Consider the following 16255-nt stretch of genomic DNA (forward strand, 5'->3'; position numbering starts at 1 on the left):
AGCGGACCGCGCCCGCACCGGTTCAGCCGCGGCGGGTGCGCAGCTGCTCGATGACCTGCGGGACCACCTGGAAGATGTCCCCGACCACGCCGAAGTCGGCGTGCTCGAAGATCTCGGCGTCCTCGTTCTTGTCGATCGCCACGATGGTCTTGGCGGTCTTCATGCCGGCCAGGTGCTGGATGGCGCCGGAGATGCCCAGGGCGATGTACAGGTTCGGGGACACGATCACGCCGGTCTGGCCCACCTGGCGCTCGGCCGCGGTGTAGCCGGAGTCGACGGCGGCACGCGAGGCGCCCACGGCGGCGCCGAGCTCGTCGGCGAGCTGCTCGACTATCGCGAAGCCCTCCTCGGAGCCCACGCCGCGTCCGCCGGCGACGACGGTCTTGGCGCCGCGCAACGGCGGACGGGCGGAGTTCTGCGTGCGGGCGTTCACCTCGAGCACCCGGGCGCCGGCGGTCACCGGGCCGAGCTCGGCGGCGGCCAGCTCCACGACCTCGGGCGCCTCGACGGCCGGGGCCCGGTCCGCGACGGCGCCGGGGCGCACGGTGATGATCCGGGGGCCGCCCTCGCCGGTGGACTCGCTGAGGTAGTCGCCGCCGAACACGGAGTGGCGGGCGATGACCTCGTCGTCGGCCCAGCGCAGCCCCACGGCGTCCGCACACACGGGGCCGCGGGCCCGGACGGACAGGCGGCCGGCCACCGCGCGGGACTCGGGGCTGCCGGAGAGCAGCACGGCCACGGGCGCGGTGCGGGCGGCCGCGGCGGCGAGGGCCTGCACGGCGGCGTTCCCGAGGGTGGTGGCGGCGTCGTCGGCCACGAGGACGTGGACGCGCGTGGCGCCGTACTCCCCCAGCCGGGCGACGGCGGCGTCCCTGCCCTCCGCGCCGGTCACGAGGACGGCCTCGGGCACGCCCACGGTGGCGGCGGCGCCGAGCAGCTCGGCCACGACCGGGCGGAGCGCGCCGTCCGCGCCGATCTCGGCGTGCACCAGCACGGTCTGACCGCTGTTCGCGGCGTCGGTCTGCGTCGTCATCTCGGTCTCCTCCACGTTCGCGCTCACACGAGCCCCCGACCCGCGAGGAACTCCACCAGCCGCTCGGCGGCGGTGCCGTCGTCGGTGATCTTCTCGCCCGCGGCACGCTCGGGACGCGTGTCCGCCGAGACCATCACGGAGCGGTAGGCGGCCTCGGCCGGGCCCGCGGCGATGCCGAGGTCGGCCAGGGACAGCACGGTGAGCGGCTTCTTCTTGGCCGCCATGATGTTCTTGAAGTTCGGGAACCGCGGCTCCGCGGTCTTCTCCGTCAGGCCCGCCACGGCGGGCAGGACGACGGCGGCGCGCACGTCCGCGTCCGAGGTCGCCACGGTGCCGGTCAGCTCGCCGTCGGCCAGCTCGGGGGCCTCGGCGTGCGGCAGGTAGGGCCGGTCCAGGAGCTCGGCGACCATGGCCGGCACCACGCCGGTGCCGCCGTCCGTGGACACCGTGCCGGCGAGCACGAGGTCGGCGCCCTCCTTCTCGACGGCCGCGGCGATCACGCGAGCCGTCTGCACGGCGTCCGAGCCGACGAGTGCGTCGTCGGTGATCTGCACGGCGGAGTCCGCGCCCATGGCCAGCATCTTGCGCAGGGTCTTCGAGGAGTCCTCGGGGCCCACCGTCAGGGCCACGACCTCGACGTCCGCGCCGGCGTCCCGCCAGCCCAGGGCGACCTCCATGACGCGCTCGCTGATCTCGTCCGGCACGGGCTCGGCCGCGCCGTCGCGCACCACCCAGCCGGTCTCCAGGCTCAGCTCACGCTCCTGCCACGTGTCCGGCACCTGCTTGGCCAGCACCAGGATCTTCACGGCCTCTCCTCCTTGGGTCGCGGTCTCGCCCCGGGGCCTCCGCCCCGAGCACGGTGACTTACGCTACAGACTACGGGTCCGCGCACGTCCGGGCCGCATGACCCGCGCGCGGGAGCGGCCGGGGCCGCCGTCGTCGGCCCGTGCGTCCGGACCATGATCGCCCGAACCGAGGAGGCACCGTGAGCCCCGCCGTCCCGCCCGCCGAGCCGCCGGCCGCCGAGGACCGGCCCCGGGTCCCGGCGGTGCCCGCCTCCTCCCTCGTGCTGGTCCGGCCCGGGGCCGGCGGCGAGACCTCGGTGTTCACCGTCCGCCGCGCCGGGACCATGGCCTTCAGCGCCCACGCCACGGCCTTCCCCGGCGGCCGCGTGGACCCCGCGGACGACCTGCCGGACCGGCTGTGGGAGGGCGCGGATCTGACCGACTGGGGCCGGCGCCTGGGGCTGCCGCACGAGCCCGTGGACGCCCACGGCACCCTCACGGAGCTCGACCCCGCCGAGGGCGCCGGCCGCGTGCTGGCCGCCGCCGTCCGCGAGACGTTCGAGGAGACCGGAGTGCTCCTGGCCCGCGACGCCGACACCGGCGCCCCCGTGGACCCGGCCCGGGTGGCCGCGCTCCCCGACGAGCTGCGCGACGCCGTCGAGCGCCACGAGGTGGACTTCGGGGAGCTGCTCGACCGCGAGGGGCTGCGCCCCGACGCCGGCGCGCTCGTGCCGTGGTCCCGGTGGATCACCCCGCACGGGGGCCCGCGCCGCTACGACACGTTCTTCTTCGCCGTCCACCTGCCGCAGGGCCAGTCCCCCGAGCGGATGTCCTCCGAGGCGGCCAGCCACGGCTGGGCGTCGCCCGCCGAGCTGCTGCGCCGCTTCCGGGCCGGCGAGGTCAACCTGATGGCCCCCACGTGGTGGCAGCTGCGCACCCTGGTCGACGCCGGCGGGGACATCCACGCGGGCCGCTCCCGGTTCGAGCCCCTCGAGGGGGTCATGCTCGTGGCCGGGCAGGGGCCCGTGTTCCCCCACGCGGACGAGTATCTGCGTGACCTGACGGCGTTCCGTGCGGCCGCGCAGGTGGAGGAGTCCAAGGACAACATCCTCTGAGCGCTCCCGGCTCCGGTCCGTGCGGCGGGCGACGGGCCGGAGAGCACCGCGGACCACGAGCCGCGGCCCCATGGCCTGCCGGGCCCCGTGCCCCTAGTCTGGTCTGCACCGGATCACCCGGCTCCGCGCGGCCGGCCCGCACCCCCGGCCACCGCGCGTCCCGCTCGCACCCTAGGAGCACTGCATGGCGCTCAGCGTCCTCGACCTGTTCTCGATCGGCATCGGCCCGTCCTCGTCCCACACCGTGGGACCCATGCGCGCCGCCCGCCGCTTCACGGACAGCATGGGCCAGCACGGCGTCCTCGAGCGCACCGCCCGCGTGCACGCCGAGCTGTTCGGCTCGCTGGCGGCCACCGGAGTGGGCCACGGCTCGGACACCGCGGTGCTGCTCGGCCTGGCCGGCCAGGACCCCGAGACCATCGACCCGGACGCCTGCACCGGGCTCGTGGAGGAGATCGTCACGGGCGGTCGGCTGCCCCTGGACGGGCGCCACGAGATCGCCTTCGACCGGCGGGGCGACCTGACGCTGCACATGCGCGAGTCCCTGCCCGGGCATCCGAACGGCATGCGCCTGACCGCCTACGACGACGCCGGCGAACAGTTCCACACCCGCGACTACTACTCGGTGGGCGGCGGCTTCGTGGTCACCTCGGACGAGCTCGAGGCCGAGCTGGACGCCACCAGGGACGTCAACCGCGCCGACGACGGCGACACCGGCGAACCGTACCCCTTCTCCACGGGCGCCGAGCTCGCCGTCCGCTGCCACGAGGCGGGCCTGAGCATCGCGGAGCTCATGCTCGCCAACGAGGCCACCCGCCACGACCTCGACGAGCTGCGCACCCAGCTGCTGGCCATCTGGGCCGTCATGGAGGAATGCGTCCACAACGGCGTGACCCGCACTGAGCCGATCCTGCCCGGCGGACTGCAGGTCCGCCGTCGGGCCCCCGCGCTGCGGGAGCACCTGCTGCAGACCACCAACCGCACCGACCCCATGTGGGCCATGGAGTGGGTCAACCTCTTCGCGCTCGCGGTGAACGAGGAGAACGCCTCGGGCGGGCGCATCGTCACCGCGCCCACGAACGGCGCCGCGGGCATCATCCCGGCCGTCATGCTCTACTACATGCGCTTCGTGCTCCCCGAGGGCGCCACGCAGCAGGAGCGGGACGACAAGGTGGTCGAGTTCCTGCTCACCGCGGCGGCGATCGGCATCCTGTACAAGCGCAACGCCTCCATCTCCGGCGCCGAGGTCGGCTGCCAGGGCGAGGTCGGCTCGGCCTGCTCCATGGCGGCGGGCGCGCTGTGCGCCGTGCTCGGCGGCACCGTGGACCAGGTGGAGAACGCGGCCGAGATCGGGATCGAGCACAACCTCGGGCTGACGTGCGACCCCGTGGGCGGCCTCGTCCAGGTGCCGTGCATCGAACGCAACGCGATCGCGTCCGTGAAGGCCATCAACGCGGCCCGGCTGGCGCTGCTCGGGGACGGCTCGCACCGGGTGACCCTGGACCAGGCCATCAAGACCATGCGCGACACCGGCGCGGACATGAAGTCCAAGTACAAGGAGACCTCGCGCGGCGGCCTGGCCGTGAACGTCATCGAGTGCTGATCGCCCGGGTCCACGGCCCAGCGCCGCTCCGCTCGGGACGGACGGGGCACCCGTCCGCTACCGTGGGGCCCGATCCCCACCCTGCCCCGAGCGCGAGAGGACCGACGTGGCCATTCATCCTGTGGACGCGACCCTGGAGGCCGCGAAGATCGATCCCGACCAGCGTGCCGAGAGGCTCAAGGGCGTGAAGCTCGACGGCGCCGGCTGGAAGTACGCGCTCACGCGCGCGCTCAAGGAGTTCGGCAACGACGGCGGCACCGACCTGGCCGCGAAGCTCACCTACTACCTGGTGCTCTCACTGGCCCCCTCGCTGCTGGCCGTGTTCTCCATCCTGTCCCTCGTGCTCGCCTCCAACCGCGGGGCCATCGACGATCTGCTGGGGCAGCTGACCGGCCTGGTCCCGAGCGACTACCAGCCGCTCGTCACGAACCTGGTGACCACCATGAGCGACTCGGCCGGCTCAGGCGGCGGGATCATCGCCCTCATCATCGGCATCGCGACCGCCCTGTGGTCCGCCTCCGCGTACGTGAAGGCGTTCAACCGCTCGGCCAACACGGTGTACGGCTACGAGGAGGGCCGCGGCCTGGTGAAGCTGACGCTGACCAACCTGCTCACCACGCTCATCCTGATCGTGGGCATCGTGGCCGTGCTGATCTCGCTGGCGCTGAACCGCTCGCTCGTGGACGGCTTCCTCCAGCCGATCGCCGGCCCGCTCGGCATGACCGGCGTGGTGAACTTCCTCTCGGACACGTTCCTGCCGGTGTGGGCGTGGGTGAAGTGGCCCGTCGTCGTCCTGATCCTGCTGGTGCTGATCGCGACCCTGTACTACACCACCCCGAACGTCCAGAAGCCGCGCTTCCACCTCTTCGGTCCCGGCAACATCGTGGCGCTGGTGGGCATGGTGCTGGCCGCGGTGGCCCTGTCCGTGTACTTCACGCAGTTCGCCGGCTACTCGGCGTACGGCGCGATCGGCACGGTCATGGCGTTGCTGTTCGCCCTGTGGATCTTCAACATCGTGCTGCTGCTCGGCCTGGAGGTCGACGCCGAGGTGGAGCGTGCCCTCCAGCTCGAGGCCGGCCTGCCCGCCGAGGCTCGGGTGCAGCTGCCCCCGAAGGACGTGGCCGCGGTGGAGAAGCGCGCCGAGAAGCAGACGACCGTGGAGGAGCGCGGCTACGAGCTGCGGGCCGTCCACGAGGGCCGCTGACCGCACTCGGCGCAGCGCCGAGCGCACGTTCGGCACGGACGACGACGGCCGCTCACCTGGCGAGGTGGGCGGCCGTCGTCGTGCGCGGGGCCCTCAGCGCTGGGCCGCGCGGTAGCCGTCCGCCTGGGCCGCGGCGGCGGAGGCGTAGCAGTGGCGCGCGTTGGTCTTGCCGTAGTGCTGCTGACCGGGCACGTGGTAGATGCCCGAGTTGTCGTTGGCCTTGACCGGGTGGGAGTCCGGGCACACGGAGTCGGCTCCGCTCACCGGCCCCGCGTCGCCGGCCGCGGGGGCGGCTTCGGGTGCGGGGGCCGCCTCCGGGGCGGGGGCCGCCTCCGGGATGGGCTCGGCCGCGGTGCCGCACTCCCCGGAGAACCTGCCGACGCCGTTCGCCCGGGCCTCCTCCCACGCCGCCTCGACCTCAGGCAGGAAACGGTCGTTGCCGTCGAAGACCGCCGGCTCGCCGTAGCCCAGGCGGGCCATCTCGGCGTTGAGCAGGACGCCGTCGGCGTACACGCCGGCGAGGAGGCGGTCATAGCGGTCGTAGAGCCGGCGGTCGTACCGCAGCACCACCGTGTCGCCGGGGCTGATCATCGACTTCAGCGCCGCCGTCGCCTCCGGGCCCATGCACTCGACCGGCTTCGAAGGGTGACGGGTCTCGGGGGTGTCGATGTTGAGCAGGCGCACCCGCGTGGACACCTCGCCGAGGGTCACGCGGAGCGTGTCGCCGTCCGAGATCGACTCGACCGTGACCACGTCTCCCTCGACGTCGGCCGGGGCGGCGGACGCCGCCGGCTCGGCACTGCGGGAGCCCTCAGCAGTACGCGACTCCTCCGCGGCACGTGCGGCACGCGACTGCGCAGCCTTGATCGAGGACGACGCTGCGGCGCGCGAGCTCTGCGCGGCGGAGGAAGAGGCAGCCAGCGACGACGCAGCGGCACGGCTCGTCGCAGCCGCGTCGACGGACGGGGTGGGCGTCGTCGGCATCGTGCTGACCGACGCGGAGGTGTCGGCGGCGCTCGCCGGGGTGACGCCGTCGTCGGTGGCGGTGCAGCCGGTGAGCAGGAGCAAGGACAGTGCGGCCGCGAGGAGCGCCGCGCGCAGACGGGCAAGGGGCACGAGGATCCTGGAGGGGAAGGGACGGGGACATGACGAAGGCCCCGCCGTGAGGCGGGGCCTTCGGAGCACCACATCATCGCATGGTCGGCGGGGGTCGCCCCGCAGACTGTCAGCGCTTGGAAGCGCGGTAGCCGGCGGCCTGCGCCGCGGAGGCGGAGGCGTAGCAGTTGCGCGCGTTGGTCTTGCCGTAGTGCTGCTGGCCGGGCACGTGGTAGATGCCCGAGTTGTCGTTCGCCTTCACGGGGTACCCGTCCGGGCACACCCCGCCCGATCCGGCCACCGAACCCGTGTCGCCGGACGTGGCCGCCTCGACGGTGGAGTCCGACGACGACTCCTCGTCGCCGCAGTACTCGAACGTCTCGCCACCCGGGTCGTAGCAGCGGTTGGGCGCCTTGTTCGAGTTCGAGCCGGAGCCGCTGGACGACGTGTCGGCCCAGGTGCTCACCTCCGTCTCCTCGGCACGCGACTCGGCAGCCTCAGCTGCCGCCTCCTCCGCAGCGCGGGCCTCAGCAGCCGCCGCTTCCGCCGCGGACTGCTCCTCGGCCTCCCGCGCAGCCTCAACCGCCCGCGCTTCTTCAGCCTCCCGCGCTTCTTCAGCCTCCCGCGCAGCCTCAGCCTCCCGCGCAGCCTCAGCCGCCCGGGCTTCCTCGGCCGCAGCCTGCTCCGCCGCGGCCTGCTCCGCCGCGGCCTTCTGGTCAGCCTGCCGCTTCGCCTCCCGCGCCTGCTCGGCCGCCTCGTCAGTGCGCCGGCGGTGGTCGTCCACGACGCGCTGCACGCGGTCCAGCTCGTCCTTGTAGTGGGCCTCCATCCACGGCTGCTCGCCGGCGGCGACGACGGCGAGCACCGTGGCGAGCTCCCCGATCAGGGTCTCGTCGGGCTCCGCGGCCGCGGCGTCCGTGATGACCGGCAGGGAGCACGCGAGGTCCGGCTGGTGCAGGCCGGCCTGCTCCCCCTCGGCCTCATTCCAGGCCGCCAGGACCTCCGGGTAGAAGCGGCGGTTGGGATCGAAGACCACCGGCACGCCGAGGCCCAGCCGGGCGATCTCCGCGTTCACGAGCATCTCGTCTTCGAAGACCCCGGCCAGCGTGCGACCGTACTTGTCCGTGCGCTCCAGGTCGTAGCGCAGCACCACGTCGTCGCCGGGGCGCAGGAGCGTCTCGAGGGCCTGCGTGGCCTCCGGCCCCAGGCACTGCACGGCCTTGTTCGGATGCTTCGTCTCCGGGGTGTCGATGTTCAGCAACCGGACCGTCTCCTCCTGCCCGTCTCTGCGCACCACGATGGTGTCGCCGTCGATCACGCGGACGACGGTCGCGGGATCCCCGGCTTCGAGCGTGCTCGAGGGCTGGGCCACGACGGGCTGCGCGGAGGGGGCGCCGCCGTCACCGGTGGAGGGGATGCCGGCCTCGGCTGGCTCGGAGGGAGTGCAGCCGGTCAGCAGCAGGGCGGACAGCGCGACGGCGGCCAGACTGGCGCGCCCGCGGAGACGTGGGGGCATGAGGGCTCCTCGAGGATCGATGACGACATGACGAAGGCCCCGCCGTGAGGCGGGGCCTTCGGATCACCACATCATCGCATGGGGGAGGCACAGGTGTTGCCGCACGTCACGACAGCACCGGTCCCCGTTCCGTCAACGACGACGGGGTCAGCGGCGGCCGTCGATGGGGTCGCCGCCGCCGTCGAGGGCGTCGAGAACGAGGTCGCGGGCCTCGCCCGTCGCGGACCGGCGGGAGAGCAGCAGCGCGGCCAGCCAGCACAGCAGGACGATCGCGGCGCCGCCCCACGCCAGGAGGGCGAGGCTGCCCGAGAGCAGCCCCGTGCCGTCCGCGCGGCCGACGCCGATCCACACCAGGCCCCACGCGAGCGCGAACGCCGGAGCCGGGCGGCCGCCGTTGTACACGGCGGTGAACGCGCCGATCAGCACCGCCACCACGAGCATCACCTTCGCCCAGAGGGAGGACTGCCCCGGATCGCCGACGACGCCGGTCGAGGCCAGCCACGCGGCCAGGTTCGCCACGGCGGCGATCGAGACCCAACCCAGATGCAGGCCCTGCACCCCGTCCAGGAGGATCCGCTCACCCCAGCTGTGCGCGCGGACGGATTCGAGGAGCACCAGGATCCACGCCAGGCACGCCAGCAGCAGCGCGATCACCACGACGCTCAGCCCCAGCAGCCCGGCCTGCACCGTCCAGATCCACGCGGCGTTGAGCAGCACCGAGACCAGGATCCACGGTCGCAGGCGGTCGTGGCGGGCGGACTGGGCCGAGGGGAGGAACTGCCACACGGCGTACGCCAGCAGGCCCGCGTAGATCACGGACCAGATGCCGAACGCGGGGGTCGCCGGGGACACCCAGGTGGCGTCCGGGCCGAGCCAGCCGCCCGCGGCCTCGGCCACGGGGGTCAGGCCGCCGACGACGCCGGAGCCCAGGAACGCGGCCACGACCGCGAGGATCACGACCAGGAGCATGGCCACCCGGCCGCCCGTCGAGGACAGCCCCGTCCCCGAGCTGGGGACGCGCGCCGCGGCGTCGGGGCCGAAGGGGCTGCGGGACGGGCCGAGGTCGGTGGCGGTGCTCATGGGTGCTCCCGTGGGGTGATCGTCGGGGGTGCGCCCCGGGTGGGGCGGGTCTCAGGGTCAGCGTAGCCGCCGGGCCCATCGCGGGCACGGGCCACCGCGGCCTAGGGTGGGAGCATGCGCACTTCCTCCCCGATCGGACTCCTGCTGGACGTGGACGGCCCCGTGGCCTCCACCGAGACCCGGACCGTGCCGGAGGGGATCATCGACGTGCTCGTCCGCCTCGCGCGGCGCGGGGTGCCGGTCGGCTTCAACACGGGCCGCTCCACGGACTTCCTCCTGCACAACCTGATCGCCCCGCTGCGCGACGCGGGCCTCCCGGACGACGCTCCCTTCCACGCGATCTGCGAGAAGGGCGCCGTGTGGTTCCCGTTCTCCGCGGTGCCCTCCGGGGACCTGCCCGACGTCACCGTGGACGGCACCACCCCGGACTGGCTCCGCACCGACCCGGACATGGCCATCGACGCGGACACCCGTGACGCGATCTGGGCCCTCAACGATGAGCGCGCCGGGGACCTGCAGTTCACCGACCGCACCAAGCTGGCCATGGTCTCCCTCGAGAAGACGGTGGGCGCGGACCAGACGGAGTACGAGCGGGTGCGCGACGACGTCGCCGCGCGCGTCGAGGATCTGCTCGCCGAGCGCGGACTCGCCGAGGAGGTGCGCGTGGCCCCCTCGGTGATCTCGGTGGACGTCGAGCACCGCTCCTCGGGCAAGGACCTGGGCGTCGAGCGCTGCTTCGACCTGCTGGCGGAGGCGGGCACCCCGGTGCCCGAACGCTGGCTCACCGCGGGTGACTCGCGCAGCGACTACGCCATGGCCGACCGGCTGCACGAGCGCGGACTGGCCGTGGAGCACATGGACGTGCGTCCCGCCGACGGCGTCCCCGAGAAGCCCTACGGCGTGGTGACGGCGGCGATCCTCGCCGAACGCGGCATCGGCGACGCCGACGACGTCCACGAGCGGGCGGGCGAGTCCCTGCTGCGCTGGGTCGAGCGCGACCTGCTGCGCTGACCAGGCCGGACGCCCCCTCTGCGGGCGGCCGGCCCTCCCCGGGCCGGGACCTCGACCCCTAGCGTGGAAGGGAATGCCGCGCCCCTGCCGCACCGGCCCGGGCGCCTCCCGACCAGAGAGAGGTTCCACCGTGGCCACCGTCGCCCAGAACATCGTCGAGACCCTCCACGCCTCGGGCGTGCGCCGCATGTACGGCGTGCCCGGGGACTCCCTCAACGGGCTGACCGAGGCCCTGCGCTCCCACGGCGGCATCCAGTGGGTGCACACCCGGCACGAGGAGACCGCGGCCTTCGCCGCCTCCGCCGAGTCCCAGCTCACGGACGAGCTCGCGGTCTGCGTGGGCTCGTGCGGTCCAGGCAACCTCCACCTGATCAACGGCCTGTTCGACGCGCAGCGCTCCCGCACCCCGGTGCTCGCGATCGCCGCGCACATCCCCTCGGAGGAGATCGGCTCGGGCTACTTCCAGGAGACCCACCCGCAGGACCTGTTCCGCGAGTGCTCCGTCTACGTGGAGCACGTCTCCTCGGCGGACCAGATGCCCCGCATGCTGCGCACCGCGATGCGGGCCGCCGTCGAGCAGCGGGGCGTGGCCGTGCTCGTGATCCCGGGCGATGTGGCCCTCACCGAGCTCTCCGCGAAGCCCGAGGTGATCCGTCACACGCCGTCCCGCGTCATCCCGGCCGACTCCGTGCTGCGCGAGGCCGCCGAGGCCCTGGACTCGTCCAAGCGGATCACCATCCTGGCCGGCGCGGGTGCGGCCGGCGCCCACGACGAGGTCGTGGCCCTGGCGGAGCGCCTGCAGGCCCCGATCGTCCACGCTCTGCGCGGCAAGGACCGGATCGAGTACGACAACCCGTATGACGTCGGCTTGACCGGCCTGCTCGGCTTCGCCTCCGGCTACCACGCGCTCAAGGAGGCCGAGACGCTGTTGATCCTCGGCTCGTCCCTGCCGTACCGGCAGTTCTACCCCGAGGACGCCACGGTCATCCAGGTGGACGTGCGCGGCGAGCAGATCGGCCGGCGGGTGGCCGTGGACGTGCCGCTCGTGGGCGGCGTGAAGGAGACGGCCCAGGCCCTGCTGCCGCTGCTGCGCGGGAACTCCTCGTCGGCGTTCCTGGACAAGGCGCTCAAGCACTACGCCAAGACCCGCAAGGACCTCGACCAGCTGGCCACCCCGGGCCGCGGACGCGTGCACCCGCAGTACGTGGCCCGCCTCCTCGACGAGCTGGCCGACGACGACGTGGTGTTCCTGCCCGACGTCGGCTCCCCCGTGATCTGGGCCTCCCGGTACCTGACGATGAACGGACGCCGCCGGATCATCGGCTCCCTGTCCCACGGCTCCATGGCCAATGCGGTCACCCAGGCGGTCGGCGCCCAGGCGGTCGACCCCACCCGCCAGGTGGTGGCGATGGCCGGCGACGGCGGGCTGGCCATGATGCTCGGCGAGCTGCTGTCGTTCGTGCAGAACGACCTGCCCGTGAAGACGCTCGTGTTCGACAACGACTCGCTGAACTTCGTGGAGCTCGAGATGATGGCGGCCGGGTTCGTCCCCTATGGGACGGGCCTGGAGAACCCGGACTTCGCGGCGATCGCGGAGGCGGTCGGCATCAAGGGCTTCCGCGCGGACCACACGACGGACCTGCCCGCGGTGATGCGCGATTTCCTCGCCCACGACGGGCCGGCGCTGCTGGTGGTCAAGACCGAGCGACAGGAGCTGACGATCCCGCCGAGCATCGAGTTCGAGCAGGCCAAGGGCTTCGCGCTCTACGCCATGCGCACCGTCCTCGACGGCAAGGGCACCAAGCTGCTCGACCTCGCCAAGGCGAACCTGCGCCAGCTGTTCTGACCTGCCGCGCACGACGACGGCCCGGACGCTGGCGGCGTCCGGGCCGTCGTCGTGGTGGGGCGGGGAGGGCCCAGCCCCGCCGGTCCGTCAGGCGCGGTGGGCGCCGCCCTCGGCGACGATCGGGTGCTCGGCCGTGCCGGCGACGCCCTGGGTGATCAGGCCGTCGGCGCGGTGCTCCCAGAAGTCCGCGTTGCGGATGCCGAGCGGGCGCGGGTCGAACTGCGGGTCGAGACCCTGGCGCTTCTGTGCGCGGTAGTCCTTGAGGGCCTTGAGGGCCGGGCCCTGCAGCACGAGGATGCCGAGGATGTTCAGCCAGGCCATGGAGCCCACGCCGATGTCGCCGAGGCCCCAGGCCGCACCCGTGGTGGCGACGGCGCCGTAGGCCACCGACACGAGGATCAGGGCCTGCAGGAAGCGCAGCACGACGCGGCGGACCATGCCGTTGCGCAGGTTGCGCGTGAGGTACACGAGGTTGACCTCGGCCATGTAGTAGTACGCCACGATCGTGGTGAAGGCGAAGAACGCCAGGGCCACGGCCACGAACGTGGGGCCGAAGCCGGAGAACACGGCGTCGAAGCCGGTCTGGACGAAGGCCGGGCCCTCGGAGGCCGTCGGGGAGACGATGCCTTCGAACAGCAAGCCGGAGCCGGACCCGTCCGAGTACACCCGGTAGGCGCCCGTGGAGATGATGATGAACGCGGTGGCCGAGCAGACGAAGAGCGTGTCGATGTACACGGCGAACGCCTGCACGAAGCCCTGCTTGGCCGGGTGCGAGACCTCGGCGGCCGCGGCGGCGTGCGGGCCCGTGCCCTGGCCGGCCTCGTTGGAGTAGACGCCGCGCTTCACGCCCCACTGGATGGCGAGGCCGAGGATCGCGCCGAACACGGCGTGCACACCGAACGCGCTGGCGAAGATGGAGCCGAAGACCTCGGGGATCTGGTCGAAGTTCAGGAACAGCACGATCAGCGCGAGGATGATGTACAGCACGGCCATCACCGGCACCACGTAGACGGCGAACGTCGCGATGCGCTTCACGCCGCCCAGGACGATGAAGGCCAGCAGGATGACCATGGCCAGGGCCACGACCCAGGCGGGCACGGCCCACGCCTCGCCCACGGCCGCGGCCACGCCGTTGGCCTGCACGCCCGGCAGGAAGTAGCTGGTGGCGAAGACGGTGACGACGGCGAACAGGATGGCGTACACCTTGAACGCGGGGGCGGCGGCCGTGTGCTTGTAGGCCTTCTCGAAGTAGTACGCCGGGCCGCCGCGGTACTCGCCGGTGTCCGGGTCGCGCTCCTTGTAGATCTGGCCGAGCGTGGACTCAATGAAGGACGTGGCGGCGCCGAGCAGGGCCATGACCCACATCCAGAACACGGCGCCGGGGCCGCCGAACGCGATGGCCGTGGCGACGCCGCCGATGTTGCCCATGCCGACGCGCCCGGCGAGCGACATCATGAGGGACTGGAAGGACGAGGTGCCGTCCGCGGAGTCCTCGCCCTCGCGGAGCTGCTTCACCATGTCCGGGATATTCACGAACTGCAGGAACATGGTCCGGATGGTGAAGTAGAGGCCGACGATCAGGCAGAGCCAGATCAGGGCCGGGGACCAGATGACGTCGTTCACGGCGGTGATGAGATCTGCGAAGGACATGGGGTCTCCAGATCGGGGTGGGGATGGCCGGTGCGGTGCGAGCTCCGAGCGGCGGCCGCCGGCGGTCCCGGACGACTGGGGAGAAGGATACGCGCAAATGTGACCCCCGTCTCGCATCCAGCGCGGCGGATGAGGAGTCCGGGCGCGCCGTGCCCCGTCGACAGCGGTCCCGGACATGCGAAAAGCCCCGGAACCACTGGGGTCCCGGGGCTTGTCCGCGGAGGATGGGGGATTTGAACCCCCGAGGGCTGTTAACCCAACACGCGTTCCAGGCGTGCGCCATAGGCCGCTAGGCGAATCCTCCTTGGTGCGCCCTCAGGCGGCGGACCGCGCGAGGGCAGGCTCCATCATAACCAGACACGCGCCCGGGGCGCCAATTTCGGCCCCGGCCCGCCGCCGCTCGAGGTGCGGCTGGGCACGCTCACTGCTAGACTCTTCGACGGCCCCTCACGTGGTGTCATCTCGCTGAACTCCCCCAGGACCGGAAGGTAGCAAGGGTAGGTGGGCTCTGGCAGGTGCGTGAGGGGTCTTCACTTTCCCCAGGAGATCCCATGCCCGCCGGACGCTACGCCCCCTCCCCCACGGGAAGCCTGCACCTGGGCAACCTGCGCACCGCGCTCGTCGCGTGGCTCGCGGCACGCGCCACGGACCGCGCCTTCCTGCTGCGGGTCGAGGACCTGGACCGCGTCCGCTCCGGGGCCGAGGCCGGGCAGCGGGCGGACCTGGCCGCCGTCGGGCTGGACTGGGACGCCGAGCCCGTGCGTCAGTCCGAGCGCACCGCCCTGTACGACGCCGCCGTGGCCGCCCTGCGCGCCGCGCACGGCCCGGACGCGGTCTACGAGTGCTTCTGCTCGCGCAAGGACATCGCCGAGGCGACGTCGGCCCCACACCCGAGGCCCGACGACGGCGCCCCCGCTTCCGGCGGCACCGTGCCGCTGCGTCCCCCCGGCTTCTATCCGGGCACCTGCCGGGGCCTGACCGAGGCTGAGCGGGCCGAGCGACGGCGGGCACGTCCCGCCGCCCTGCGGATCGACGCGGCGAAGGTCGCCGGCCTGCCTGCGGGCGAGATCCCCCGGGCCACCGCCGTGGACGTGCTGCACGGCGAGGTCACGGGCCTGGTCGACGACCTGGTGCTGCGCCGGAACGACGGGGCGTACGCGTACAACCTGGCCGTCGTCGTGGACGATCTGGCGCAGAGCGTGGACCAGGTGGTCCGCGGCGACGACCTGCTCGACTCGGCGCCGCGCCAGCGCTGGCTGGCCGAGGCACTGTGCGCCGCACGCGGGGTGCCGACGCCCGCGGTGGCGTACCTGCACTTGCCGCTCGTGCTGAACGCCGAGGGGCGGCGGCTAGCCAAGCGGGACGGCGCCGTGACACTCGAGGACCTCGCGGCGCAGGACCCGGCGTGGACCCCCGAGCGGGTGCGGGACCGGCTGCTGGAGTCCCTCGGCCTGCCCCCGGGGCCGTTGGCGGCCGCCGTGCCCGCGTTCGACCCGGCCGCCCTGCCGCGTGATCCGTGGGTGTTCACCGGGCTCTGAGCGGCCCGGCGCCCTGGCCCGCCGCAGGCCCCGCCCCGGTCAGAGGACCTGGGCGGCCTGGGCGAAGTCGAGGCGGCCCTGGCGGGGCTGCTGCGCCTTCTCGTCGTCCGCGGCGGCGTGGCCCACGTTGATCACCAGGAGGGACTTCCACGCACGGTCCGCGTGGAACTCGGCGTCCACGGCGGCGGCGTCGAACCCGGCCATGGGGCCGACCTCGAGACCGTGCGCGCGCAGGGCGACGAGCAGGTACCCCACCTGGATGAGCGCGTTCGTGCGGCCCATCCCCTCGCGCATGCCCGGCTTGCCCTCGGCGTCCTCCTCGAAGCCCTCCCGGAACGGGGCGAGGTGGCCCATGTGGCGGTGCCAGTCGAGGTCGTAGGAGGCGATCAGCGTCAGCGGGGCGCGCTCCGTCTTCTCCCGGTTGAACTCGATCATCAGCGGGGCCAGGCGGGCGCGGGCCTCGGGGCTGTCCACGACGTCGAGCCGCAGCGGCTGGTTGTTCATGGCGGTCGGCGCCCAGCGGAGGTCCGCGTAGGCCCGCTCGATCAGCGCGAGGTCGACGGGCTCGTCCGAGAAGAGCTGCGTCGTGTGGCGGTCCGCGAAGAGGCGGTCGATCTCGGCCTGACTCAGCGGTCCCGCGTCCGGGGCCGGCTGCGTGGGGTGGATCGTGTCCTCGGCGTCGGTGTGCATGTGCGTGGTGGTCATGGGCCAGGGAACGGGCCGGCGGGCGTGCGCATTCCCCGGCTCCCTTAGCCCGTCCGCCCGCCGGATAGGCTTTC

13 protein-coding genes, 1 tRNA gene and 1 other RNA gene are annotated in these 16255 nt (G+C 73.1%); 7 read left to right on the forward strand and 8 right to left on the reverse strand.

Translation table 11 applies throughout. The annotated features are described in order from the left end of the window. Positions 1 to 22: 22 nt before the first annotated feature. Positions 23 to 1060: an electron transfer flavoprotein subunit alpha/FixB family protein gene (locus AC0VX4_RS09735; protein ID WP_065572877.1), complete on the reverse strand. Its 1038-nt coding sequence runs from the start codon at positions 1058 to 1060 to the stop codon at positions 23 to 25. Further along, positions 1057 to 1839 (reverse strand): electron transfer flavoprotein subunit beta/FixA family protein, encoded by a 783-nt coding sequence (locus tag AC0VX4_RS09740; RefSeq protein ID WP_336265350.1) that lies wholly within the window; start codon positions 1837 to 1839, stop codon positions 1057 to 1059. Before AC0VX4_RS09740 ends, AC0VX4_RS09735 begins: the two co-directional genes overlap by 4 nt. A 179-nt stretch (positions 1840 to 2018) precedes the next feature. On the opposite strand from AC0VX4_RS09740, the gene AC0VX4_RS09745 reads away from it, so the two are divergent. From AC0VX4_RS09745 to AC0VX4_RS09755, 3 genes are all read left to right on the forward strand, one after another. Further along, the gene (locus tag AC0VX4_RS09745; protein WP_475464320.1) at positions 2019 to 2933 is read left to right on the forward strand and encodes an NUDIX hydrolase; all 915 of its coding nucleotides are present in this window, start codon (positions 2019 to 2021) and stop codon (positions 2931 to 2933) included. Between the two features lie 184 nt (positions 2934 to 3117). After that, positions 3118 to 4536: an L-serine ammonia-lyase gene (locus AC0VX4_RS09750; protein WP_002856673.1), complete on the forward strand. Its 1419-nt coding sequence runs from the start codon at positions 3118 to 3120 to the stop codon at positions 4534 to 4536. Between the two features lie 106 nt (positions 4537 to 4642). Then, positions 4643 to 5740 (forward strand): YihY/virulence factor BrkB family protein, encoded by a 1098-nt coding sequence (locus AC0VX4_RS09755; protein ID WP_387101073.1) that lies wholly within the window; start codon positions 4643 to 4645, stop codon positions 5738 to 5740. A gap of 93 nt (positions 5741 to 5833) precedes the next feature. Here the strand turns inward: AC0VX4_RS09755 and AC0VX4_RS09760 are convergent, their stop codons facing one another. The 3 genes from AC0VX4_RS09760 to AC0VX4_RS09770 all read right to left on the reverse strand — a co-directional run bounded on the left by AC0VX4_RS09760 (position 5834) and on the right by AC0VX4_RS09770 (position 9431). Continuing rightward, positions 5834 to 6856 carry a thermonuclease family protein gene (locus AC0VX4_RS09760; RefSeq protein ID WP_387101075.1) on the reverse strand — a complete coding sequence of 341 codons (1023 nt, stop codon included), beginning with the start codon at positions 6854 to 6856 and terminating at the stop codon, positions 5834 to 5836. Positions 6857 to 6965: 109 nt separating this feature from the next. Further along, entirely contained in the window at positions 6966 to 8351 is a 1386-nt protein-coding gene (locus AC0VX4_RS09765) for a thermonuclease family protein (RefSeq protein WP_387101077.1), read from the reverse strand. A 147-nt stretch (positions 8352 to 8498) separates the two neighbouring features. Continuing rightward, positions 8499 to 9431 carry a TspO/MBR family protein gene (locus AC0VX4_RS09770; RefSeq protein WP_387101079.1) on the reverse strand — a complete coding sequence of 311 codons (933 nt, stop codon included), beginning with the start codon at positions 9429 to 9431 and terminating at the stop codon, positions 8499 to 8501. A 114-nt stretch (positions 9432 to 9545) separates the two neighbouring features. On the opposite strand from AC0VX4_RS09770, the gene AC0VX4_RS09775 reads away from it, so the two are divergent. Continuing rightward, positions 9546 to 10442 carry an HAD family hydrolase gene (locus AC0VX4_RS09775; protein ID WP_387101081.1) on the forward strand — a complete coding sequence of 299 codons (897 nt, stop codon included), beginning with the start codon at positions 9546 to 9548 and terminating at the stop codon, positions 10440 to 10442. A 130-nt stretch (positions 10443 to 10572) separates the two neighbouring features. After that, positions 10573 to 12288 (forward strand): ubiquinone-dependent pyruvate dehydrogenase, encoded by a 1716-nt coding sequence (poxB, locus tag AC0VX4_RS09780; RefSeq protein WP_475464321.1) that lies wholly within the window; start codon positions 10573 to 10575, stop codon positions 12286 to 12288. Between the two features lie 87 nt (positions 12289 to 12375). Here poxB and AC0VX4_RS09785 read toward each other — a convergent pair whose 3' ends face one another. Beyond that, positions 12376 to 13938 carry an alanine/glycine:cation symporter family protein gene (locus AC0VX4_RS09785; RefSeq protein ID WP_475464322.1) on the reverse strand — a complete coding sequence of 521 codons (1563 nt, stop codon included), beginning with the start codon at positions 13936 to 13938 and terminating at the stop codon, positions 12376 to 12378. A 218-nt stretch (positions 13939 to 14156) separates the two neighbouring features. After that, positions 14157 to 14242, reverse strand: a tRNA-Ser gene (locus AC0VX4_RS09790). Between the two features lie 134 nt (positions 14243 to 14376). Between AC0VX4_RS09790 and ffs the strand changes: the two genes are divergently transcribed. Next, positions 14377 to 14473: signal recognition particle sRNA small type (gene ffs, locus AC0VX4_RS09795), an RNA gene on the forward strand. Positions 14474 to 14489: 16 nt separating this feature from the next. Next, positions 14490 to 15476: a tRNA glutamyl-Q(34) synthetase GluQRS gene (gene gluQRS, locus AC0VX4_RS09800; RefSeq protein ID WP_475464323.1), complete on the forward strand. Its 987-nt coding sequence runs from the start codon at positions 14490 to 14492 to the stop codon at positions 15474 to 15476. A 39-nt stretch (positions 15477 to 15515) separates the two neighbouring features. Here gluQRS and AC0VX4_RS09805 read toward each other — a convergent pair whose 3' ends face one another. Further along, positions 15516 to 16181, reverse strand: coding sequence for a malonic semialdehyde reductase (locus tag AC0VX4_RS09805; protein WP_002856661.1), 666 nt, complete (start codon positions 16179 to 16181; stop codon positions 15516 to 15518). Between the last annotated feature and the right edge of the window lie 74 nt (positions 16182 to 16255).

It is taken from the genome of Micrococcus sp. 63XJN7_8_ISO-PGPR-S23-253 (assembly GCF_056173425.1).